Origin of the sequence: Streptomyces hesseae (genome assembly GCF_031845785.1) — a bacterium.
GTDB classification, from domain to species: domain Bacteria; phylum Actinomycetota; class Actinomycetes; order Streptomycetales; family Streptomycetaceae; genus Streptomyces; species Streptomyces hesseae.
This window is the reverse complement of the sequence record NZ_JAVRFI010000023.1, coordinates 14,284-35,484: the sequence shown is the minus strand read 5'-3', so window position 1 is coordinate 35,484 and position 21,201 is coordinate 14,284. Positions and strand designations below refer to the sequence as shown.

General features: G+C 70.9%; 20 protein-coding genes, 1 tRNA gene and 1 pseudogene. 12 read left to right on the top strand and 10 right to left on the bottom strand.

Annotated elements, in window-relative coordinates; translation table 11 throughout:
• Positions 1-56 precede the first annotated feature (56 nt).
• From acs to RM609_RS27370, 5 genes are all read left to right on the top strand, one after another.
• Positions 57-2,024: an acetate--CoA ligase gene (gene acs, locus RM609_RS27390; protein ID WP_311614252.1), complete on the top strand. Its 1,968-nt coding sequence runs from the start codon at positions 57-59 to the stop codon at positions 2,022-2,024.
• A 221-nt stretch (positions 2,025-2,245) separates the two neighbouring features.
• Positions 2,246-3,643 carry a Na+/H+ antiporter NhaA gene (nhaA, locus tag RM609_RS27385; RefSeq protein ID WP_311614251.1) on the top strand — a complete coding sequence of 466 codons (1,398 nt, stop codon included), beginning with the start codon at positions 2,246-2,248 and terminating at the stop codon, positions 3,641-3,643.
• A 101-nt stretch (positions 3,644-3,744) separates the two neighbouring features.
• Positions 3,745-4,203 carry a phage holin family protein gene (locus tag RM609_RS27380; RefSeq protein WP_311614250.1) on the top strand — a complete coding sequence of 153 codons (459 nt, stop codon included), beginning with the start codon at positions 3,745-3,747 and terminating at the stop codon, positions 4,201-4,203.
• A complete protein-coding gene (locus RM609_RS27375; RefSeq protein WP_311614249.1) occupies positions 4,200-5,192 on the top strand; it encodes an alpha/beta fold hydrolase in 993 nt (330 codons plus the stop codon). The genes RM609_RS27380 and RM609_RS27375 overlap by 4 nt, the downstream gene beginning before the upstream one ends.
• 109 nt (positions 5,193-5,301) lie before the next feature.
• A complete protein-coding gene (locus tag RM609_RS27370; RefSeq protein WP_311614248.1) occupies positions 5,302-5,520 on the top strand; it encodes a hypothetical protein in 219 nt (72 codons plus the stop codon).
• Between the two features lie 147 nt (positions 5,521-5,667).
• Here the strand turns inward: RM609_RS27370 and RM609_RS27365 are convergent, their stop codons facing one another.
• The 3 genes from RM609_RS27365 to nth all read right to left on the bottom strand — a co-directional run bounded on the left by RM609_RS27365 (position 5,668) and on the right by nth (position 8,529).
• On the bottom strand, positions 5,668-6,867 hold the full coding sequence (locus tag RM609_RS27365) for a MarP family serine protease (protein WP_311614247.1): 1,200 nt from the start codon (positions 6,865-6,867) through the stop codon (positions 5,668-5,670).
• A 61-nt stretch (positions 6,868-6,928) separates the two neighbouring features.
• Positions 6,929-7,645 carry an NUDIX hydrolase gene (locus RM609_RS27360; protein WP_311614296.1) on the bottom strand — a complete coding sequence of 239 codons (717 nt, stop codon included), beginning with the start codon at positions 7,643-7,645 and terminating at the stop codon, positions 6,929-6,931.
• A gap of 83 nt (positions 7,646-7,728) precedes the next feature.
• Positions 7,729-8,529, bottom strand: a complete 801-nt coding sequence (nth, locus tag RM609_RS27355; RefSeq protein ID WP_311614246.1) for an endonuclease III — start codon at positions 8,527-8,529, stop codon at positions 7,729-7,731.
• A 307-nt stretch (positions 8,530-8,836) separates the two neighbouring features.
• On the opposite strand from nth, the gene RM609_RS27350 reads away from it, so the two are divergent.
• Positions 8,837-9,511, top strand: a complete 675-nt coding sequence (locus RM609_RS27350) for a Crp/Fnr family transcriptional regulator (protein ID WP_004939715.1) — start codon at positions 8,837-8,839, stop codon at positions 9,509-9,511.
• Positions 9,512-9,644: 133 nt separating this feature from the next.
• Here RM609_RS27350 and RM609_RS27345 read toward each other — a convergent pair whose 3' ends face one another.
• The 4 genes from RM609_RS27345 to sp36 all read right to left on the bottom strand — a co-directional run bounded on the left by RM609_RS27345 (position 9,645) and on the right by sp36 (position 12,163).
• Entirely contained in the window at positions 9,645-10,475 is an 831-nt protein-coding gene (locus RM609_RS27345; protein WP_311614245.1) for an MBL fold metallo-hydrolase, read from the bottom strand.
• Positions 10,472-11,377: an NUDIX hydrolase gene (locus RM609_RS27340; protein ID WP_311614244.1), complete on the bottom strand. Its 906-nt coding sequence runs from the start codon at positions 11,375-11,377 to the stop codon at positions 10,472-10,474. The genes RM609_RS27345 and RM609_RS27340 overlap by 4 nt, the downstream gene beginning before the upstream one ends.
• A 163-nt stretch (positions 11,378-11,540) precedes the next feature.
• Positions 11,541-12,005, bottom strand: a complete 465-nt coding sequence (locus tag RM609_RS27335) for a RidA family protein (RefSeq protein WP_311614243.1) — start codon at positions 12,003-12,005, stop codon at positions 11,541-11,543.
• Positions 12,002-12,163, bottom strand: coding sequence for a Sp36 family protein (sp36, locus tag RM609_RS27330; protein ID WP_232031662.1), 162 nt, complete (start codon positions 12,161-12,163; stop codon positions 12,002-12,004). Before sp36 ends, RM609_RS27335 begins: the two co-directional genes overlap by 4 nt.
• 72 nt (positions 12,164-12,235) lie before the next feature.
• Here sp36 and bagA point away from each other — a divergent pair, with 72 nt between their 5' ends.
• Together bagA and bagB are read left to right on the top strand one after the other, a co-directional pair.
• Positions 12,236-13,258: an ATPase BagA gene (gene bagA / locus RM609_RS27325; protein WP_311614242.1), complete on the top strand. Its 1,023-nt coding sequence runs from the start codon at positions 12,236-12,238 to the stop codon at positions 13,256-13,258.
• A 29-nt stretch (positions 13,259-13,287) separates the two neighbouring features.
• A complete protein-coding gene (bagB, locus tag RM609_RS27320; protein WP_311614295.1) occupies positions 13,288-14,826 on the top strand; it encodes an ATPase BagB in 1,539 nt (512 codons plus the stop codon).
• Between the two features lie 199 nt (positions 14,827-15,025).
• Here bagB and RM609_RS27315 read toward each other — a convergent pair whose 3' ends face one another.
• On the bottom strand, positions 15,026-15,361 hold the full coding sequence (locus tag RM609_RS27315) for a WhiB family transcriptional regulator (RefSeq protein ID WP_189455966.1): 336 nt from the start codon (positions 15,359-15,361) through the stop codon (positions 15,026-15,028).
• 385 nt (positions 15,362-15,746) lie between these two features.
• Between RM609_RS27315 and RM609_RS27310 the strand changes: the two genes are divergently transcribed.
• Positions 15,747-18,059 (top strand): transglycosylase domain-containing protein, encoded by a 2,313-nt coding sequence (locus tag RM609_RS27310; protein ID WP_311614241.1) that lies wholly within the window; start codon positions 15,747-15,749, stop codon positions 18,057-18,059.
• A 95-nt stretch (positions 18,060-18,154) separates the two neighbouring features.
• Here RM609_RS27310 and RM609_RS27305 read toward each other — a convergent pair whose 3' ends face one another.
• Positions 18,155-18,619 (bottom strand): GatB/YqeY domain-containing protein, encoded by a 465-nt coding sequence (locus RM609_RS27305; protein ID WP_311614240.1) that lies wholly within the window; start codon positions 18,617-18,619, stop codon positions 18,155-18,157.
• Positions 18,620-18,868: 249 nt separating this feature from the next.
• Between RM609_RS27305 and RM609_RS27300 the strand changes: the two genes are divergently transcribed.
• The 3 genes from RM609_RS27300 to RM609_RS27290 all read left to right on the top strand — a co-directional run bounded on the left by RM609_RS27300 (position 18,869) and on the right by RM609_RS27290 (position 20,705).
• Complete coding sequence (locus RM609_RS27300) at positions 18,869-19,795, top strand: metallophosphoesterase (RefSeq protein ID WP_311614239.1); 927 nt, start codon at positions 18,869-18,871, stop codon at positions 19,793-19,795.
• A 37-nt stretch (positions 19,796-19,832) separates the two neighbouring features.
• Positions 19,833-20,585 carry a Pr6Pr family membrane protein gene (locus tag RM609_RS27295; protein ID WP_311614238.1) on the top strand — a complete coding sequence of 251 codons (753 nt, stop codon included), beginning with the start codon at positions 19,833-19,835 and terminating at the stop codon, positions 20,583-20,585.
• A gap of 46 nt (positions 20,586-20,631) precedes the next feature.
• Positions 20,632-20,705, top strand: a tRNA-Pro gene (locus tag RM609_RS27290).
• A gap of 143 nt (positions 20,706-20,848) precedes the next feature.
• Here the strand turns inward: RM609_RS27290 and RM609_RS27285 are convergent.
• Positions 20,849-21,070 (bottom strand): annotated as a pseudogene (locus RM609_RS27285) (LacI family transcriptional regulator); the annotation flags it as partial.
• Positions 21,071-21,201: the final 131 nt, after the last annotated feature.

Genomic DNA, 21,201 nt, shown 5'->3' with positions numbered 1-21,201 from the left:
CCGGCCTGATGAGCTATGGCCGGGACGTAACGAGCCCCCTGGGAAAGGGAGATGTCGTGAGCAACGAAAGCCTGGCCAACCTTCTGAAGGAGGAGCGCCGTTTCGCACCGCCCGCCGGTCTGGCCGCCGAGGCCAATGTGACCGCCGAGGCGTACGAGCGGGCGAAGGCTGACCGGCTGGGCTTCTGGGCCGAGCAGGCCCGCCGCCTGAGCTGGGCGACCGAGCCGACCGAGACCCTCGACTGGTCGAACGCGCCGTTCGCCAAGTGGTTCGCCGACGGCAAGCTCAACGTGGCGTACAACTGCGTCGACCGCCATGTGGAGAACGGGCTGGGCGACCGTGTCGCGCTGCACTTCGAGGGAGAGCCCGGCGACAGCCGTTCGATCACCTACGCCGAGTTGCAGCGCGAGGTCTCCCGCGCCGCCAACGCCCTGCTGGAGCTGGGCGTCCAGGCAGGTGACCGCGTCGCCATCTATCTGCCGATGATCCCCGAAGCGGTCGTCTCGATGCTGGCCTGCGCCCGCATCGGCGCCCCGCACTCCCTGGTCTTCGGCGGCTTCTCCGCGGACGCCCTCGCCACCCGGATCAACGACGCCGACGCCCGCGTCGTCATCACCGCCGACGGCGGCTACCGGCGCGGCAAGCCCTCCGCGCTCAAGCCCGCGGTGGACGAGGCCCTCACCCGTCCCGGCACCGAGAACGTCCGCAGCGTGCTCGTGGTCCGCCGCACCGGCCAGGAGGGCATCGGGTGGACCGAGGGCCGCGACGTGTGGTGGCACGACCTGGTCGAGCGTCAGTCCGACCAGCACACCCCCGAGGCCTTCGACGCGGAGCACCCGCTCTTCATCCTCTACACCTCGGGCACCACGGGTAAGCCCAAGGGCATCCTCCATACCACCGGTGGCTATCTCACCCAGGCCTCGTACACCCACCACGCCGTCTTCGACCTCAAGCCCGAGACCGATGTCTTCTGGTGCACCGCCGACGTCGGCTGGGTCACCGGCCACTCGTACATCGTCTACGGCCCGCTGAGCAACGGCGCGACGGAGGTGCTCTACGAGGGCACCCCCGACAGCCCCCACCAGGGCCGCTGGTGGGAGATCGTCCAGAAGTACGGCGTCACGATCCTCTACACCGCCCCCACCGCCATCCGCGCCGCCATGAAGTGGGGCGACGACATCCCCGCCAAGTTCGACCTGTCGAGCCTGCGGATCCTGGGGTCGGTCGGCGAGCCCATCAACCCCGAGGCCTGGGTCTGGTACCGCAAGCACATCGGCGCCGACACCACCCCGGTCGTCGACACCTGGTGGCAGACCGAGACCGGCACCATGATGATCAGCCCGCTGCCGGGCGTGACCGAGACCAAGCCGGGCTCGGCCCAGGTCCCGCTCCCCGGCATCTCCGCCACCGTCGTCGACGACGACGGCCACGAGGTGCCCAACGGCGCCGGCGGCTATCTCGTCCTCACCGAGCCGTGGCCGTCCATGCTCCGCACCATCTGGGGCGACGACCAGCGCTACCTCGACACCTACTGGTCCCGCTTCGAGGGGCGCTACTTCGCGGGCGACGGCGCCAAGAAGGACGATGACGGCGACATCTGGCTGCTCGGCCGGGTCGACGACGTCATGCTCGTCTCGGGCCACAACATCTCCACCACCGAGGTGGAGTCCGCCCTTGTCTCGCACCCGAAGGTCGCCGAGGCCGCCGTCGTCGGCGCCGCCGACCCGCAGACCACCCAGGCGATCTGCGCCTTCGTCATCCTGCGCAGCGGTGTGGACGCCGAGGCCGAGGGCCTCACCGAGGAGCTGCGTGCCCATGTGGCCAAGCAGCTCGGCCCGATCGCCAAGCCCAAGCGGGTCCTGCCGGTGGCCGAGCTGCCCAAGACCCGCTCCGGCAAGATCATGCGCCGTCTGCTGCGCGACGTGGCCGAAAACCGCACTCTCGGCGATGTGACCACCCTGACCGACTCCTCGGTCATGGACCTCATCCAGGCCAAGCTCCCCGCCGCCCCCAGCGAGGACTGAACCCAGAACACATCCGCATAACCACAGGTCAAAGCACCTACGAGTGAAGGGCGCCCGGCAACACGTCGGGCGCCCTTCACTCTTTCCGGCTAAGGTAAGTACCTGTCGCGTAAATATTGCGACAAGAATCTAGGGCGCGCCGGGAAGTCTGGTCGGCAATACAACACACGTGTACCCGTGTGTTTTCAGACCGTCAGACCGACCCCAGGAGGTCCACCATCGTGGCCGCGTCCAAGAACCAGCGTTCCGTCTTCCTCGGCAGGCTCTCCCTGCCCGAACGGAACTATCTCGCGGACGCGCTGCGCACCGAGACCGTGGGCGGCGTCCTGCTGCTCGTCGCCGCCGTCGCCGCGCTGATCTGGGCGAACACCCCGCTGCGCGAGAGCTATGAGACCGTCCGTTCCTTCCACCTCGGCCCCGGCAGCCTCGGGCTGAACCTGTCCCTCCAGCACTGGGCGGCCGACGGACTGCTCGCGATCTTCTTCTTCGTCGCCGGCATCGAGCTCAAACGCGAGCTCGTGGCGGGCGAGCTGCGCAACCCCAGGGCGGCGATCCTCCCCGTCGTCGCCGCGCTCTGCGGCATGGCCATGCCCGCGATCGTCTACGCCCTGACCGCCTCGGCCGGCGGTGGCTCCCTGGGCGGCTGGGCCGTGCCCACCGCCACCGACATCGCCTTCGCCCTGGCCGTGCTCGCCGTCATCGGCACCTCCCTGCCGTCCGCCCTGCGCGCCTTCCTGCTGACCCTGGCCGTCGTCGACGACCTCTTCGCGATCCTCATCATCGCGGTCTTCTTCACGTCGAAGCTGAACTTCGCCGCGCTGGGCTTCGCCGTGGTGGGCCTGGTCGTCTTCTGGGTGCTGCTGCGCAAGGGCGTACGCGGCTGGTACGTCTACGTACCGCTGGCGGTCGTCAACTGGGCGCTGATGTACAACAGCGGCATCCACGCGACCATCGCGGGCGTCGCCATGGGCCTGATGCTGCGCTGCACCCGCCGCGACGGCGAGGAGCACTCCCCCGGCGAGCACATCGAGCACCTGGTGCGCCCGCTGTCGGCGGGGCTGGCCGTGCCGCTGTTCGCGCTGTTCTCGGCGGGCGTCGCGGTCTCCGGCGGGGCGCTGTCCGATGTCTTCTCCCGGCCCGAGACGCTGGGTGTGGTCCTCGGCCTGGTCGTCGGCAAGGCTGTCGGCGTCTTCGGCGGCACCTGGGCGGCGGCGCGTTTCACCAGGGCGGAGCTCAACCCGGACCTCAAGTGGCCCGACGTGCTGGCCGTGGCCTCGCTGGCCGGGATCGGCTTCACGGTGTCCCTGCTGATCGGCGAGCTCGCCTTCAGCGGCGACGCCGTCCTCACGAGCGAGGTCAAGGCGGCCGTGCTCGTCGGTTCGCTGATGGCCGCCGTTCTCTCCTGCACTCTCCTCAAACTGCGCGACAACAAGTACAAGAAGCTCTGCGAGGAGGAGGACCGCGACGAGGACGAGGACGGCATCCCGGACATCTATGAGCAGGACAATCCCCAGTACCACCTGCGCATGGCCGCGAAGTACGAGGCCAAGGCGGCCGCGCACCGCAAGCTGGCGGAAGTCGCGGCAGGGCGCACCACCAGCGACGACGGTCCGGCATGATCTGAGAGTCTTTACATCCGCGGTGCGCTCCCTGTAATGCCCGGACCAGCCGGACCGGAGCCCCGCGGAGGACGAAGCCGACGACGATGAGGGAGCAGGCGATGAGCGCAGCCGACGACGGCGCGAACCGCAGCCTCGGCCAGCTGGTGGCACAGGCCACCACCGAGCTGTCCGCGCTGGTGCACGACGAGATCGCACTGGCCAAGGCCGAGCTGCGGCAGGACGCCCGGCGGCTCGGCATCGGTGGCGGCGCCATCGCCGCGGCCGGTGTCCTGGCGCTCTTCTCGCTGCCGGTCCTCAGCTTCGCGGCGGCCTACGGCATCCACAACCTCGGGCTCGGGCTCGCCTGGTCGTTCCTGATCACCGGTGGCGCGTATCTGCTGCTCGCGGCGGTGCTCGGGCTGCTGGCCGTCGCCAAGTTCAAGAAGATCAAGAAGCCGGAGAAGAGCATCGCCTCGGCGAAGGAGACCGCGGCCGTGCTGGGCACCGTCAAGCCGCACCCGCGTCCTGTGGCCGACATGAGCCAGGCGGACGCATCTGTGACACGCTCGACCGTATGACGGTGCCCGATACCTCCGCAGCGCCCGCGTCCCCCGAACCCGGCCGGCCCACACCCGCGACCCCGGTAGTGGCGTCCTCGCCCACCGCGGTCGTCCGGCCGGAAGGTCCGTGGACCCACCGGGACGTCGCGGCGAACGGGGCGCGGTTCCATATCGCCGAGATGGGCGAGGGGCCGCTGGTACTGCTGTTGCACGGCTTTCCACAGTTCTGGTGGACATGGCGGCATCAGCTGCCGGCCCTCGCGGAGGCCGGGTTCCGTGCGGTGGCGATGGACCTGCGCGGCGTCGGTGGCAGCGACCGTACGCCCCGGGGCTACGACCCGGCGAACCTCGCCCTCGACATCACGGGCGTGGTCCGCTCCCTCGGCGAGCCGGACGCCGCTCTCGTCGGCCATGACCTGGGCGGGTATCTGGCCTGGACCGCGGCCGTGATGCGGCCCAAGCTGGTGCGCCGGCTCGTGGTGTCCTCGATGCCGCACCCGCGACGCTGGCGGTCGGCGATGCTCGCCGACCCCCGGCAGAGCGCCGCGAGCTCCCACATCTGGGGCTTCCAGCAGCCCTGGCTGCCCGAGCGGCGGCTGCTCGCGGATGACGCGGCGCTGGTGGGGCGGCTGATCCGGGAGTGGTCGGGGCCCCGGCTGCCGGACGACGAGACCGTCGAGACCTACCGCCGGGCGATGTCGATCCCCTCCACGGCGCACTGCTCGATCGAGCCGTACCGCTGGATGGTGCGGTCCATGGCCCGCCCCGACGGCACGCAGTTCAACCGCCGGATGAAGCGGCCCGTCCGGGTGCCGACGCTGCATCTGCACGGGTCCCTCGATCCGGTGATGCGCACGCGCAGCGCGGCGGGCTCCGGCGAGTATGTGGAGGCCCCCTACCGCTGGCGGCTCTTCGACGGGCTCGGCCACTTCCCGCACGAGGAGGACCCGGCGGCGTTCTCGGCGGAGCTCATCGGCTGGCTGAAGGACCCCGAGCCGGATCGCTAGGGCGGCGGGCGGAACACCCGTCCACCGAACGGCCAATTGCCTCGCGCATAGGCCAATTGCCGGACCCATGGGCGATTACCGACCTTTGGGCCCGGGCAGAGCTTCCGGTATGGGCTGGACGCACGACTACCGTGACGTGACGGACGTGACCGATGTGACGCAGGAGCGCGGCGCCGACGGCGATGCCGCGCTTGTGGTCACGGAGGCACCCGAGCTGGGCAGGCGCGGGCCACAGGCCGGGCCCGACCCGCGGATGGGCATTCCCCGCATCATCCGCCGGCGCGCCCGCTGGATGTCGGCGAGGCTGCGGCACCCCCGCGGCCGCTGACCGCCGGGCGCTCCGTCGCTCGACTGCTTCTGTCGCAGAGCGCCTCTCACTCGTACACGCGTTACGTGTACGACGCACCGAGCGCCCCGAGAAGCCCCTGGAACACCCCTGGAAGGCGCTGTGGCGGCCCGGGCGGGCCGGAGAGCGTCAGAGGGCGCAGCCCTGGGTGTTGACCCTGCCTGCCGCCGTACGGCCGGTCACGACGTCCTGGTGGACCTCGTCCGCCGTCAGCGCGTAGCCGGTGTCGGCGTCGTCGAGGGACTTGGCGAAGACCACGCCGTAGACCTCGCCGTCCGGGGTGAGCAGCGGGCCGCCGGAGTTGCCCTGCCGGACGGTGGCATAGAGGGAGTAGACATCGCGGCGGACGCTGCCGCGGTGGTAGATGTCGGGACCGTTGGCCTGGACCCGGCTGCGGACGCGGGCGGCGCGCACGTCGTACGCGCCGTTCTCCGGGAAGCCCGCGACGATGGCGCTCTTGCCCGTCTCCGCGTCGCCCTGGGCGAAGGACAGCTCGGGGGCCTCCAGTGACGGCACGTCGAGGACGGCGATGTCACGCTTCCAGTCGTAGAGGACCACGCGCGCGTCGTGGAGGCGGCCCTTGCCGCCGACCTGCACGGTGGGCTCGTCGACCCCGCCCACCACATGGGCGTTGGTCATGACCCGGTGCGGCGCGAAGACGAAGCCGGTGCCCTCCAGGACCTTGCCGCAGCTGGGCGCGTTGCCCACGACCTTGACGATGCTGCGCTGGGCCTCGGTGGCGACGGGGCCGCCCGCGAGCCTGGGGTCGGGGGCGGGCACGGAGGTGATGGGCTCGGCGGAGAACGGCGCGAAGACCTGCGGGAAGCCGTTCTGCGCGAGGACCGTGCTGAAGTCCGCGAACCAGGTGTTGGTCTGCGGGGGCACCACCCGGGCGACACCGAGCAGCACCTTGGAGCCGCGGACCTCCCGGCCCAGCGTGGGCAGGGTCGTACCGGCGAGGGCGGAGCCGATCAGCCAGGCGACCAGCAGCATGGCGGCGACGTTGACGACGGCGCCGCCGGTGGCGTCCAGCGCGCGGGCCGGGGACCAGGTGATGTGGCGGCGCAGCTTGTTGCCGAGGTGGGTGGTGGCGGCCTGGCCCACGGAGGCGCAGAGGATGACGAGGGCGACGGCCGCGACGGCCGCGATCGTGCCCGGCTCGGCATCGTCGGTGGCGCTGTCCCAGATCACGGGCAGCGCGTAGACGGCGGCCAGACCCCCGCCGAGGAAGCCGATCACCGAGAGCACGCCGACGACGAACCCCTGGCGGTAGCCGATGACCGCGAACCACACGGCGGCCACCAGCAGCACGATGTCCAGCACGTTCACCGAAAGATGCCTCGCATTGATGTGTCGTCGTGGCCGGCGGAGGGCCACCGTCTCATGCCCGTCAGGAGTGCCAATCCAGCGGGACCTCCCGATCGCGGTCCCAGGGCCGCTCCCACCCCGCGTAGTGGAGGATCCGGTCGATCACTCCGGCCGTGAAGCCCCACACCAGGGCGGGGCCCACCCGGAAGGCCGGGCCGCGGTGGCCACTGGGGTGGACGGCCATGGCGCGGTGCGCGGGGTCGGTGAGGTGGGACACCGGGACGGTGAAGACGCGGGCGGTCTCCAGCGATGAGACCGGCGCGACGGGGCTGGGCTCGCGCCACCAGCCCAGGACGGGCGTGACGACGAAACCGCTCACCGGGATGTAGAGCCGGGGCAGCACACCGAAGACCTGCACCCCGGACGGGTCGAGCCCGGTCTCCTCCTCGGCCTCGCGCAGCGCGGCCCGCACCGGACCGTCACCGTCCGGATCGCCGTCCTCGGGGTCGAGGGCGCCACCCGGGAACGACGGCTGCCCGGCGTGCGAGCGCAGTCCGCCGGCCCGCTCCAGGAGCAGCAGCTCGGGGCCCTGCGCGCCCTCGCCGAAGAGGATGAGCACGGCGGACTGCCGCCCGCCCTTCTCCGGCGGGAGGAACCGGCTGAGCTGCCGCGGCTCCACGGTGCGCGCGGCGCGCTCCACCGGCTCCAGCCACTCGGGCAGCCCCCGCGCGGTGACGGCGACCGCTCCGGTCCCCGCGGTCCCGGTCTCCCCGGTCCCCGCGCCGTACGTGCTCGTCATCCGTCTCCCCCGGTCCTCCTCGGCCGCGCCCCGCTCCTGCGGGGCGCGGTCCCGTGCCATGCGGTTCTGCGGCGTACGCTCGGTCACTCGGCTCCCAGGGGGCTCGCGGGCAGGCCCGGATAGTCCGCCGGGGGCTTGAGGCGCTGGCCCGGCTTCCCGCCCATCTCGTACTTGAGCAGCTTCTTCGCCTTCTCCGGGTCCGTCTCGCCCTCTCCGTACGACGGGCAGAGCGGGGCGATCGGGCAGGCCCCACAGGCGGGCTTGCGGGAGTGGCAGACACGGCGGCCGTGGAAGATCACGCGATGCGACAGCATCGTCCACTCGCTCTTGGGGAAGAGGGAACAGACTTCCGCCTCGACCTTCTCGGGCTCCTCCGCGTCGGTCCACTTCCAGCGGCGGACGAGCCGGCCGAAGTGGGTATCGACAGTGACGCCGGGCACTCCGAACGCGTTGCCCAAAACGACGTTGGCGGTCTTGCGGCCGACGCCGGGCAGCGTGACCAGATCCTCCAGCCGGCCGGGCACCTCGCCGCCGAAGCGGTCGCGGAGGGCGATGGAGAGGCCTATCAGGGACTTGGCCTTGGCCCGGAAGAAGCCGGTCGGCCGGATCAGCTGCTCCAGCGTCTCGGGGTCGGCGGCCGCCATGTCCTCAGGTGTCGGATAGGCGGCGAAGAGCGCGGGAGTGGTCTGGTTGACCCTCAGGTCGGTGGTCTGGGCGGATAGGACCGTGGCGACCAGGAGCTGGAACGGATTCTCGAAGTCCAGCTCGGGATGGGCGTACGGATAGACCTCGGCGAGCTCACGGTTGATCCGGCGGGCACGGCGCACCAGCGCGGTACGCGACTCGGCCTTCGCGGCCGCCCGTTCGGCCGGTGGTCTCGTCACCGGCGTTTTGTCCGTTTTTTCTGATTTCGTCTTCTTCGCGGCAGGGCGTTCGCCCACAGCGGAATCACGGGCCGCGCTCACCCTTCCGGCCCCCTTGCCCTGTGCTCTCACCGGCGTATTGGACACCCGGCCAGACTAAAGCCCAGCACTGACATCCGCCCCGACCGCAGGAAAACCACAGCCCAATCGGACCCCTGCCGTAGGGCTCCGGGCGACGATGCGCCACACTTGTGTTTGATCACACAGTTTTACCGACGGGCATCATGGGGACCACGGTCCTCTGTGCATGTCGACAAGGAGAGAACTCGTGGACGACGTTCTGCGGCGCGCCCCGCTCTTCGCGGCGCTCGATGACGAGCAGGCCGCTGAGCTGCGCGCCTCCATGGGCGAGGTCACCCTCGCGAGGGGCGACGCCCTGTTCCACGAAGGGGACCCCGGCGACCGCCTCTACGTGGTGACCGAGGGCAAGGTGAAGCTCCACCGCACCTCGCCCGACGGCCGCGAGAACATGCTGGCGGTCCTCGGCCCCGGCGAGCTGATCGGTGAGCTGTCCCTCTTCGACCCGGGCCCGCGCACCGCCACCGCGACCGCGCTCACCGAGGTCAAGCTGCTCGGCCTCGGCCACGGCGACCTCCAGCCCTGGCTCAACGCCCGGCCCGAGGTGGCCACCGCCCTGCTGCGCGCCGTCGCCCGCCGACTGCGCCGCACCAACGACTCGATGTCGGACCTCGTCTTCTCCGACGTGCCCGGCCGTGTCGCCAAGGCCCTGCTCGACCTGTCGCGCCGCTTCGGCGTCCAGTCCGAAGAGGGCATCCACGTCGTGCACGACCTCACCCAGGAGGAGCTCGCCCAGCTGGTCGGCGCCTCCCGTGAGACCGTCAACAAGGCCCTCGCGGACTTCGCCGGCCGCGGCTGGCTCCGTCTGGAGGCCCGCGCCGTGATCCTGCTGGACGTGGAGCGCCTCGCCAAGCGCTCGCGCTGACGCGGTCATAAGACGGCGGTCATAAGACCGTGGTCATAAGACGAACGGGCGGGGTTTCCCCGGGGTGACGAACCCCGGGGAAACCCCGCCCTGCCGTTTCCGGGCGCGTGCGGACGGGTCCCGTACGGGCGCCTCAGATCAGCCCGTGCTCGTCCAGGTAGTCCAGCTGCGCCCGCACCGAGAGCTCGGCCGCCGGCCACAGCGCGCGGTCGACGTCCGCGTAGACGGCCGCGACGACCTCCTCCGCCGTGCGGTGGCCGTTCTCGACGGCCGTCTCCACCTGGGCCAGCCGCTTGGCCCGGTGCGCGAGGTAGTACTCGACGACGCCCTGGGCGTCGTCCAGGACCGGGCCGTGCCCCGGCAGCGCCGTCCGCACGCCCTCGTCGACCGCGAGCGAGCGCAGCCGCCGCAGCGAGTCGAGATAGTCGCCGAGTCGGCCGTCCGGGTGCGCCACGATCGTCGTGCCCCGGCCCAGCACCGTGTCACCCGTGAGGACGGCGTCGTCCGCCGGCAGGTGGAAGCAGAGGGAGTCGGCCGTGTGGCCGGGCGTGGAGAGCACGTGCAGCTCCAGCCCGCCCGTCGTGATGACGTCGCCCACGCCGAGCCCCTCGCCGCCCAGCCGCAGCGCCGGGTCCAGGGCCCGCACCTTGGTGCCCGTCAGCTCCGCGAACCGGGCCGCGCCGTCGGAGTGGTCGGCGTGGCCGTGCGTCAGCAGCGTCAGGGCGACGCGCAGTCCCGCCGCCGAGGCCGTGTCGACGACCCTCCGCAGATGGGTCTCGTCCGCGGGCCCCGGGTCGACCACGACGGCCAGGTCCGAACCGGGCTCGGCCAGGATCCATGTGTTGGTGCCGTCCAGCGTCATCGCGGACGGGTTGGGCGCGAGCACACAGGTCGCCCGGGCGGTCGCGGGGCCGCCGATGGCGCCGGGGCGCGGCCGTCCGGGCAGATCGGTCGTGTGCGTCATGCGTCGGCTCCCGAGGGTCCAGGGACGATGTGCTCGGTGTCATGTTTGGCGACGACGTGTTTGGTGAACTCGTCGTGGCCCGGCCAGCTCAGCACGATCTCTTCCCCGACGAGCCGCGCCCGCGCCAGTACGGGCGTGAGATCCCGGTCACCCGAGGCCGCCAGCACCTCGTCGACGGTGCCGTAGGGGCCCAGCGCGCGCAGCGTGGAGATGGTCGGCGGCATCATCATCAACTCGCCCCGGTCGTAGCCGGCCGCCGCCTCGGCGGGGGCGGTCCAGACGACGCGGTCGGCCTCCGTGGAGGCGTTGCGGGTGCGCTGCCCCTCGGGGAGCGCGGCGACGAAGAACCACGTGTCGTAGCGGCGCGGCTCGAACTCCGGGGTGATCCACCGCGCCCACGCCCCCAGCAGATCGCTGCGCAGGACCAGGCCGCGTCGTTCGAGGAGCTCGGCGAACGACAGCTCACGGCTGACCAGCGCGGCCCGGTCGGCCTCCCAGTCCTCCCCGGTGGTGTCCGCGACGACCGTGTCCGGGGCGGGACCGGCCAGCAGCACGCCCGCCTCCTCGAAGGTCTCGCGGACGGCGGCGCAGACGATGGCCTGTGCTCCGGCGGCGTCGGTCCCCAGCCGCCTGGCCCACTCCTCGGGGGCGGGACCGGCCCAGGGCACGTCGCGCTCGTCACGCGGGTCGACGGAGCCCCCCGGATACGCGTACGCGCCTCCGGCGAAAGCCATGGAGGCGCGTCGGCGCAGCATGTGAACGGCGATCCCGCCCTCCCGGGCGCGCAGCAACAGGACGGTGGCGGCACGGCGCGGTGCCACGGGCCGGAGCTCGCCCCGGGTGAGCGCTCTGATCCGGTCCGGCCACTCCGGCGGGTACCACTGGCCGTTCGAAGTCGACATGGCCGGATGCTATGCGCTCACGCCCGGATGTTCGAGAGGGGCCGGGACGGGCTCGACCGCCCGCACCCGCACTCGTGCCCACACACGTACCCGTCCGGCGTCCGGGATGGCTCCCGGACGATCAGTCCCGGACAATCGGTCCCAGGCGATCAGCCCCGGACGATCAGTCCCGGACCTCGACGAGGAACTCGACCTCGACGGGGGCGTCCAGCGGCAGCACCGCCACGCCCACGGCCGAGCGGGCGTGCACGCCCTTCTCGCCCAGGATCTCGCCCAGCAGCTCGCTGGCGCCGTTCAGGACGCCCGGCTGGCCGGTGAAGTCCGGCGCGGAGGCCACAAAGCCGACCACCTTGACCACGCGGACGACCTTGTCCAGGTCGCCGATGACCGACTTCACGGCGGCCAGGCCGTTGAGCGCGCAGCGCGCCGCCAGCTCCTTGGCCTGCTCGGGGCTGACCTCGGCACCGACCTTGCCGGTCACGGGGATGGCCCCGTCGACCATCGGCAGCTGGCCGGCGGTGTGGACGTAAGAGCCGCTGCGCACGGCCGGCTGGTACGTTGCCAGCGGCGGCACGACGTCGGGCAGGGTCAGCCCGAGCTCGGCGATCCGGGCCTCGACCGTGCTCACGCCTTCTCCCGCTTGAGGTAGGCCACGAGCTGCTCGGGGTTGTTCGGCCCCGGCACGACCTGGACCAGCTCCCAGCCGTCCTCGCCCCAGGTGTCCAGAATCTGCTTGGTCGCGTGCACGAGCAGCGGCACGGTGGCGTATTCCCACTTCTTGGTCATGGGCCCGACTGTAATGCCTGATACCGACGGCCTCGTGCGTAGCCCACGCGGCGACTGGCTAGGCTCCGCATCATGAGCAGGCTCCATGTCGTCAGCGGCAAGGGCGGTACCGGTAAGACCACGGTGGCCGCGGCCCTCGCACTCGCCCTCGCGGCCGAGGGGAAGCGGGCGCTGCTGGTAGAGGTCGAAGGAAGACAGGGCATCGCGCAGCTCTTCGAGGCGGAGGCGCTGCCCTACGAGGAACGGAAGATCGCCGTCGCGCCGGGCGGGGGCGAGGTGTACGCGCTCGCCATCGACGCCGAACGGGCGCTACTGGACTACCTCCAGATGTTCTACAAGCTCGGCAGCGCCGGCCGGGCACTGAAGAAGATCGGCGCGATCGACTTCGCGACGACCATCGCGCCGGGCCTGCGGGACGTCCTGCTCACCGGCAAGGCGTGCGAGGCGGTGCGCCGGAAGGACCGCACGGGCCGCTTCGTCTACGACTACGTGGTCATGGACGCGCCGCCCACCGGACGGGTCACGCGCTTCCTCAACGTCAACGACGAGGTCGCCGGGCTGGCCCGGATCGGGCCGATCCACAATCAGGCGCAAGCCGTGATGCGTGTCCTCAAGTCGCCGGAGACGGCGGTGCACTTCGTGACGCTGCTGGAGGAGATGCCGGTCCAGGAGACCGCGGACGGCATCGCGGAGCTGCGGGCCGCGGGGCTGCCGGTCGGCGGCGTGGTGATCAACATGGTGCGGCCCGAGATCCTCGACGAGGCGGCCGTGGAGGCCGCCGCCAACGGCAGGCGCCCGGAGGTCGCGCGCGCCCTCGCGTACGCCTTGGAGCGCACGGGCTCCGGTGGCGCACGGCGCGCGGGGCTCGCCGAACCGCTCGTCGACCCGCTGTTGCGGCAGGCGCGCGAGCACACCGAGCGGCTGGCCCTCGAGCACCGGGGGCGTGCGGACGTGGCGCGGCTGGGCCTGCCCACGTACGAACTCGAGCTGCTCGGCGACGGGGTGGACCTGGCGGGGCTGTACCGCATGGCGCGCGAGCTGAGGAAGCAGTTCGCGCGGGGAGAGGCGAGCGAGCGACAGGGAGTGAGCGGGTGAGCGTGGAACCGGCGGCGGAGCCGCTCGGCATGGACCCGATTCTGGACGACCCGCGCACCCGCATCGTGGTGTGCTGTGGCTCCGGCGGTGTCGGCAAGACCACGACCGCGGCGGCCCTGGGCCTGCGCGCGGCCGAGCGCGGCCGGAAGGTCGTCGTCCTCACCATCGACCCGGCCCGCCGGCTGGCGCAGTCGATGGGGATCGACGAGCTCGACAACATCCCCCGCCGGGTGGCCGGGATCGACGGCTCCGCCGGCGGTGAACTGCACGCCATGATGCTCGACATGAAGCGGACCTTCGACGAGATAGTCGAGGCGCACGCCGACGAGGACCGGGCGCGGGCGATCCTGGAGAACCCCTTCTACAAGTCCCTGTCGGCCGGTTTCGCGGGCACGCAGGAGTACATGGCCATGGAGAAGCTCGGCCAGCTCCGTGCCCGGGACGAGTGGGACCTCATCGTCGTCGACACCCCGCCGAGCCGTTCGGCGCTGGACTTCCTGGACGCGCCGGGCCGGCTGGGCTCGTTCCTGGACGGCAAGTTCATCAAGGTGCTGATGGCGCCGGCGAAGATCGGCGGCCGGGCCGGGATGAAGTTCCTGGGCGTGGGCATGTCGGTGATGAGCGGGCCCCTGAACAAACTGATGGGTGCCCAACTCCTGCGGGACGTACAGACCTTCGTCGCCGCGATGGACACCATGTTCGGCGGATTCCGTACCCGCGCCGATGCCACCTACCGGCTGCTGCAAGCTCCGGGTACGGCCTTCCTGGTCGTCGCCGCGCCCGAGCGGGACGCGCTGCGGGAAGCCGCCTACTTCGTCGAGCGGCTGGCGGCGGAGCGGATGCCGCTGGCCGGGCTGGTGCTGAACCGGGTGCACGGCAGCGGTGCGGCGGGGCTCTCGGCGGAGCGCGCCCTCGCCGCGGCAGAGGCGCTCGCGAACGGAACGACGGACGCCGCGAGCGACCTGGCGGGAGGGCCCTCGGGAGGGGCTCCGGAATACGCAGAAAATCTTGACGGCGACGGCATTGTGGATCGTGGCAGCGGGCAGGCTGGCTCACGTACCGCCGGCGACCCTGGCACCCTCACTCCCACGGACACGTCCTCTCCCGAGAGCGGCTTCCCCCAGCCCGCCGCGTCCGCAGGAGCGACCGCCTCGGTGGCCTCAGCGCCGGTGACCTCCGCGTCGGTGCCGCGACCCGCTGGGGAAGCCGACGCGGCCACGGCTTCGCCCACGAATTCGTCCACGGATTCGGATTCCGTTACGGGTTCCGCTTCCGCCATGTCCTCGACGTCGTCCGTGGCGTCCCCGGCGCGGATCGCCGCCGGGCTGCTGCGGCTGCACGCCGAGCGCATGCAGGTGCTCGCGCGCGAGCGACGTACGCGCGACCGCTTCACCGCGCTGCACCCGGAGGTCCCGGTGGCGGAAGTCGCCGCGCTGCCCGGCGATGTGCACGACCTGGCAGGGCTACGGGCGATCGGCAACCGCCTCGCGAACCAGACGGGCGATCAGACAGATGGCGCCGTGGAGGGTGCCGGGAGCGCCGGAGAGGGCGCGTCCGTATCGCGCTGAGACGCTGAGGCAGTGCGGTGCCGCAAGTGTGGTCGCACCCACCGGGCGTCGTACCGCCACCGTCGTACGCCACCACCGCTCCGCGGCGTACCCGCTCCGCGCGTGGTGGGCGTGGCGTGGGGGCACCCGCCGGACGTCCCGGCCGACCCGTGGGCTGCCGACCCGTCGGCCTACCGGCCTACGGCGGTGCGTCCGCCCGCTAGCCGACGGCCGCGTACTCGTCGTACTCCGGCTCGCCCAGCGGCAGGATGCCGGCGCCCCGCTCGTACTCCGTGCGAGCGGTCTCCAGGAGCCTGCGCCACGACGTGACCGTGGGACGGCGCCGCAGCAGGGCCCGCCGCTCGCGCTCCGTCATGCCTCCCCAGACGCCGAACTCGACGCGGTTGTCCAGCGCGTCGGCCAGGCACTCGGTGCGCACCGGGCAGCCGGTGCATACCGCCTTCGCCCTGTTCTGCGCTGCGCCCTGAACGAATAGTTCATCCGGATCGGTCGTGCGGCAGGCGGCCTGCGCACTCCAGTCGGTTACCCAGCCCATGCTGGCGCCGTCCTCTCCCGAATCGAGGCTCCCCCACGGCGGCAGCGGCATATTCACCGTTGCCAGTTGAGGACGTTACGGAAGGCGGACAGGGGGCAACACCCCCTTCGGGCCCAATCTTGAATGGCCCGAACGGACTATGCGTATGCGGCAGATCACCCAACGGAGTGAGCCGACGACATCACGGACCATTCCCTCCATAGAGGGGTGATCCACCCACCCCTCTATGGACAATGAGGGACATGGGCGGCAATACAGGCACCTCTCATCACTCACAAGAGTGAGAGCGCAGGTGATGCGGGGGAGCATCGCCGTGACTGGCGTGAAACAGCGTAGGCGAACACACCTGCGCCTGTCCGCCGAATGAGAACGTAGGCTTCCCCCTATGGCTATGCAGCGCTCGGACGAGGGCCCCTCCAGGGCCCGACAGGCCGCGAAGTTCCTCAGTGTCAGCGTGCTTTCGGGTGTCGTGCTGGCAGGTCTGGCCCTACCGGGCATCGGCGCTTTCGGCCTGGTGGCCAAGGGCACGGTCGAGGGGTTCGACGAGATCCCCGCCAACCTCAAGACACCGCCGCTCAGCCAGCGCACCACCATCCTCGACGCCGAGGGCGGCGAGATAGCGAAGGTCTACTCCCGCGACCGCACTGTGGTGCCGCTGAACGACATCTCGCCCTACATGCGCCAGGCGCTCGTCGACATCGAGGACGCGCGCTACTACCAGCACGGCGCGATCGACCTCAAGGGCGTGCTCCGAGCGGCCAACAAGAACGCCCAGTCCGGCGGTGTCTCCGAGGGTGCCTCGACCCTCACCCAGCAGTACGTCAAGAACGTCTTCATCGAGGAGGCGGGCGACGACCCCGACAAGGTCGCCGTGGCCACCCAGCAGACGATCGGCCGCAAGGTCAAGGAGCTGAAGTTCGCCATCCAGGTCGAGAAGGAACTCGGCAAGGACCGCATCCTCAACAACTATCTGAACATCACTTTCTTCGGGCAGCAGGCCTACGGGGTCGAGGCCGCCTCCCAGCGCTACTTCAGCAAGCACGCCAAGGACCTCACCCTGGGCGAGTCCGCGATGCTGGCCGGCCTCGTCCAGTCGCCCAGCCGCTACGACCCGGTCAACGCCCCCAAGGAGGCGACCAAGCGGCGGAACACCGTGCTCCAGCGCATGGTCGAGCTGAAGCACATCACCCCGGCGCAGGCGGCCGCCGAGCAGGCCAAGCCGCTCGAACTGAAGGTCAGCCGGCCCAAGAGCGGCTGCATCACCGCCGTCAACGGCGCGGGCTTCTTCTGCGACTACGTCCGCGAGACCTTCCTCAACGACCCGGTCTTCGGCAAGACGAAGGAGGCGCGGGCCAAGCGCTGGAACGAGGGCGGCCTGGTCATCCGCACCACCCTCGACCCGCAGGCGCAGAAGTCCGTGCAGAAGTCGATCACCGATCACGTCTACCAGAGCGACTCGGTGGCCACCGCCGTGTCGATCGTCCAGCCCGGCACGGGCAAGATCCTCGGCATGGGCCAGTCGCGCCCGTACGGCTTCGGCGACCACCAGACGCAGATCAACCTCTCCGCCGACAAGGCCATGGGCGGCTCGAACTACGGCTTCCAGGTCGGCTCGACGTTCAAGCCGATCCTCGCGGCGGCCGCGCTCGAGCAGGGCGTGTCGCCGTACAAGACGTACTCCTCGCCGTTCCGGATGCCGTATCCGGACGAGGTGGAGACGTGCGGCAAGCCGTGGAAGAACAGCGGCGGCGACATGGTCCAGAACGAGAACCGCAGCGAGGCCGGCCCGTACGGGATGAAGGAGGCGACCGCGAAGTCGGTCAACACCTACTTCATCCAGATGATCGAGGACACCGGCGTCTGCCCGGTGATCAAGATGGCGGACAAGCTGGGCATCAAGCCCGCCGGCGGCGGCAAGTTCGATCAGGTGCCGTCGATCGCGCTCGGCACCGAGGGTCTCTCCCCTCTCACCATGGCCTCCGCCTACGCGACCTTCGCCAACCACGGCACGTACTGCACTCCCGTCATCGTCGAGTCGGCCACCGGCCCCGACGGCAAGAACCTGCGGGTTCCCAAGACGAAGTGCTCGCGGGCGATGTCCGAGCAGACCGCCGACACCGTCAACACCCTGCTCCAGGGAGTGGTCGAGGACGGCACCGGTAAGGAGGCCGGTCTCAGCGGCCGGGACAGCGCGGGCAAGACGGGTACGACGGACGGGCGCCAGGCGGCCTGGTTCGTCGGCTACACCCCGAACATGGCCGGCGCCGTGTGGGTCGGCGGACCCGGCGCCAAGGGCGTCGACATGGAGAACATCACCATCGGCGGCGTCTACCACGACAAGGTCTACGGCGCCGACACCCCCGGCCCCATCTGGCGCGACGCCATGACCGGCGCACTCGAGGGCAAGGACGCGCCGACCTTCGGCACCGTCCCGATGCCGGGCGCCGACAAGGGCTCCGGCGACGGTTCCGGCAGTGGCTCCGGCGGTGACGACAAGCGCGGCCACGGCCGCGGCGGCCGCAAGCCGGGCACGGGCGGCAAGCCCGGCGGCGGGAAGCCGGGTACGGGCGCCAAGCCCGACACCCAGCCGGGCGGTCAGCCCGGGGACACCACCGGCGACGGCAAGCCGGACACGCCGACGGCACCCACCGGGGTGATCCAGGGCGTGATCGGCGGCCCGGGGAACGAGCAGCGGTAGACAGACAGAGACAAGGGGGCGCCCCGACCGTGACGGTCGGGGCGCCCCCTTGTACGTAGCCCGCTTGTATGTAGCCCGCTTGTATGTAGCCCGGATCAGCCGGCGAGCAGGCTCTTCACCGCGGCGGCAACGCGGCCGCCCTCGGCGCGGTCCCCCACCTTCGGCTTCACGATCTTCATCACGGCGCCCATGGCCTTCGGCCCCTCGGCGCCGGCCGCCTTCGCCTGGGCCACGGCGTCCGCGACGATCGCGGTGAGCTCCTCGTCCGACAGCTGCTGCGGCAGGTAGCCGGCGAGCACCTCGCCCTCGGCGCGCTCACGCTCGGCGGAGTCGGCCCGGCCGCCCTTGTCGAAGGCCTCGGCGGCCTCGCGGCGCTTCTTCGCCTCGCGCACGATGACCTTCAGCACCTCGTCGTCGGAGAGCTCACGGGCCTCCTTGCCCGCGGTCTCCTCGTAGGCGACGGCGGACAGGGTGAGACGGAGGGTGGACGCGATCAGCTCGTCGCGCGCCTTGATGGCGGCCGTGAGGTCGTCGTGGAGCTTGGACTTCAGCGTGGTCATGCCGCAATCTTCGCATCCCACCCGCTCACGCGCCCCGTATTAACCGCCGGACGGCCTCCGGCCCGGACGACACGCCACCACCGGACCGACCGCCCGCGCGACGTCAACTCCCATTGGATCCCCATTGCACGCCCTTTGGGATCCCTTATGCACTCCCCCATGAACTGCCCTGTGAACTGCCCTGTGAACTCCCTTGCCCGCCCGGGACCGTGGCAGGCGCACCCCCGGCCGTCTGCGACGATGGACGACATGCGTGCGCGATACGGAGTACCCCTGGGAATCACGGCGATCGGCGCGGCGGGCCTCGCCTACGCCGCCGGCTTCGAAGTCCGTTCCTTCCGGCTGCGACGGGTCACCGTCCCCGTCCTGCCGCAGGGCATGCGGCCGCTGCGGGTGCTCCAGGTGTCCGACATCCACATGGTCGGCGGCCAGCGCAAGAAGCAGCGCTGGCTCCAGTCGCTCGCCGGGCTGCGCCCCGACTTCGTGATCAACACCGGGGACAACCTCTCCGACCCGCAGGGCGTGCCCGAGACCCTCGACGCGCTCGGCCCGCTGATGAACTTCCCCGGCGCGTACGTCTTCGGCTCCAACGACTACTACGGCCCGAAGCTGCGCAACCCCGCCCGCTACCTCATGGAGCGGACCACCGGGCGGCACGGCCTCAACGGCAACGCCCCGGTCGTCGGCGCGATCCACAACCCCTGGGAGGAGCTGCGCGACGCCTTCGACGCGGCGGGCTGGCTCAACCTCACCAACACCCGGGGCTCCCTCAAGATCGACGGGATGGAGATCGCCCTCACCGGCCTCGACGACCCGCACATCAAGCGCGACCGCTACGACCGGGTGGCCGGCGGCCCGGAGGAGGGCGCCGACTTCTCCATGGGCGTCGTCCACGCCCCCTACCTGCGCGTCCTGGACGCCTTCACGGCCGACCGCTACCCGCTGATCCTCGCCGGGCACACCCACGGCGGCCAGCTGTGCATCCCCTTCTACGGCGCGCTGGTCACCAACTGCGACATCGACCCCGAGCGGGTGAAGGGCCTGTCCACCCACCGCGCGGGCGGCCACCAGTCGTACCTCCACGTCTCCGCCGGCTGCGGCACCAACCGCTACACCCCGGTCCGCTTCGCCTGCCCGCCCGAGGCCACGCTGCTCACCCTCGTAGCCCGCGACTGACCAGGGGACATTCCGGGCCCACACGTACGGTGGGGGGATGACCGACCCGACATCCCCCACCACCGCGCGGACCGGCCTGCCCGATACGGAGGCCGTCCCGGCGGCCCCGACGGGCCGCCGCCCCGTCGCGGCGGCCTTCCGCGCGCTCATCGCCCTGGCGGCCCTCACCGGCATCGCCCTGGACACGATCGAGTCCGGCGACCTGCTCCGGCTCTTCAGCTACTTCACGATCCAGTCCAACATCCTGCTGGCGATCGCCTGCGCCTGGTCCGCCCACCGCGCCTGGACCGGGCGCCCGGCCCTCTCCCCGCGGATCACGGGCGGCGCGCTGCTCTACATCTCCATCACGGGTCTCGTCTTCCACTTCGTGCTGTCGAACGACTCCAGCGGCTTCGCCATGACCAGCGAGCGCACGCCCCTGGAATCGATCGCCAACCACCTCCTCCACACCGCGACCCCCCTCGCGGCCGCCCTCGACTGGCTCGTCCTCACCGCCCCCGGCGCCTTCCTCCTCCGCCACGCCGGCCAGTGGCTGCTCTACCCCCTCCTCTACCTCCCCTTCGCCCTGATCCGCGGCGCCCTCCTCGACCCGGGCACCGAAGGCCGCTATCCGTACCCCTTCCTGGACGTCGATCTCCACGGCTACGCGGGCATCGCCCAGAACGCGATCGTCTTCGGCCTGGCCTTCTACGCCCTGGCCCTCACCCTCGTCCTCCTCGACCGCGTACGCCCCCACGTGCGGGTCCTCGGGAACCGGATTTCACCTACGGGCTCCAGTCGGCTAAAGTAGTCCTCGTTGCTCCGGAGCCCGCGAAAAACGGGAAACGGTCGCACATCGGGGTGTAGCGCAGCTTGGCAGCGCGCTTCGTTCGGGACGAAGAGGTCGTGGGTTCAAATCCCGCCACCCCGACAGGTGAATAACCAGCTCAGGCCCGGTCTTCTCATAGAGAAGACCGGGCCTGAGTCGTTTGCTGGAGCGCCGCGAGGACTGCGAGGAGCAGACGAGGAGCAAACGAGGAGTGGATCTTGGAAAGCGGAATCTCCGGGATCCCGCTACCGGCGACCTCGCAGCAGCACATCGAGCGCGCGTACAGGTGATGTAGGACACATCGCCCGCCGCATCTCCAGCGCTGCTTCCCAGATCTTGGTGAGCCCCTCCATCAGGTCCCGTCGCATCGCCGGATCGATGTGGTCGTACCGAGCCTGGACCGATCCGTCCAGGTGGCCGAGGCGCTCGTCCATCAACTTCGGAGGCGTCCGAAGAAGCCTCATGATCTTGGATGTAGCGCTGAATCAGGTCCTGGGTATCCACCGCGAACCTCGCCCCGGCCTGCGTGCGCGTGACAAGCCGACGAGGCCGATCACGCAAACTCGGGTTCAACCAACGAGCCGCGAGCGACGCGGCA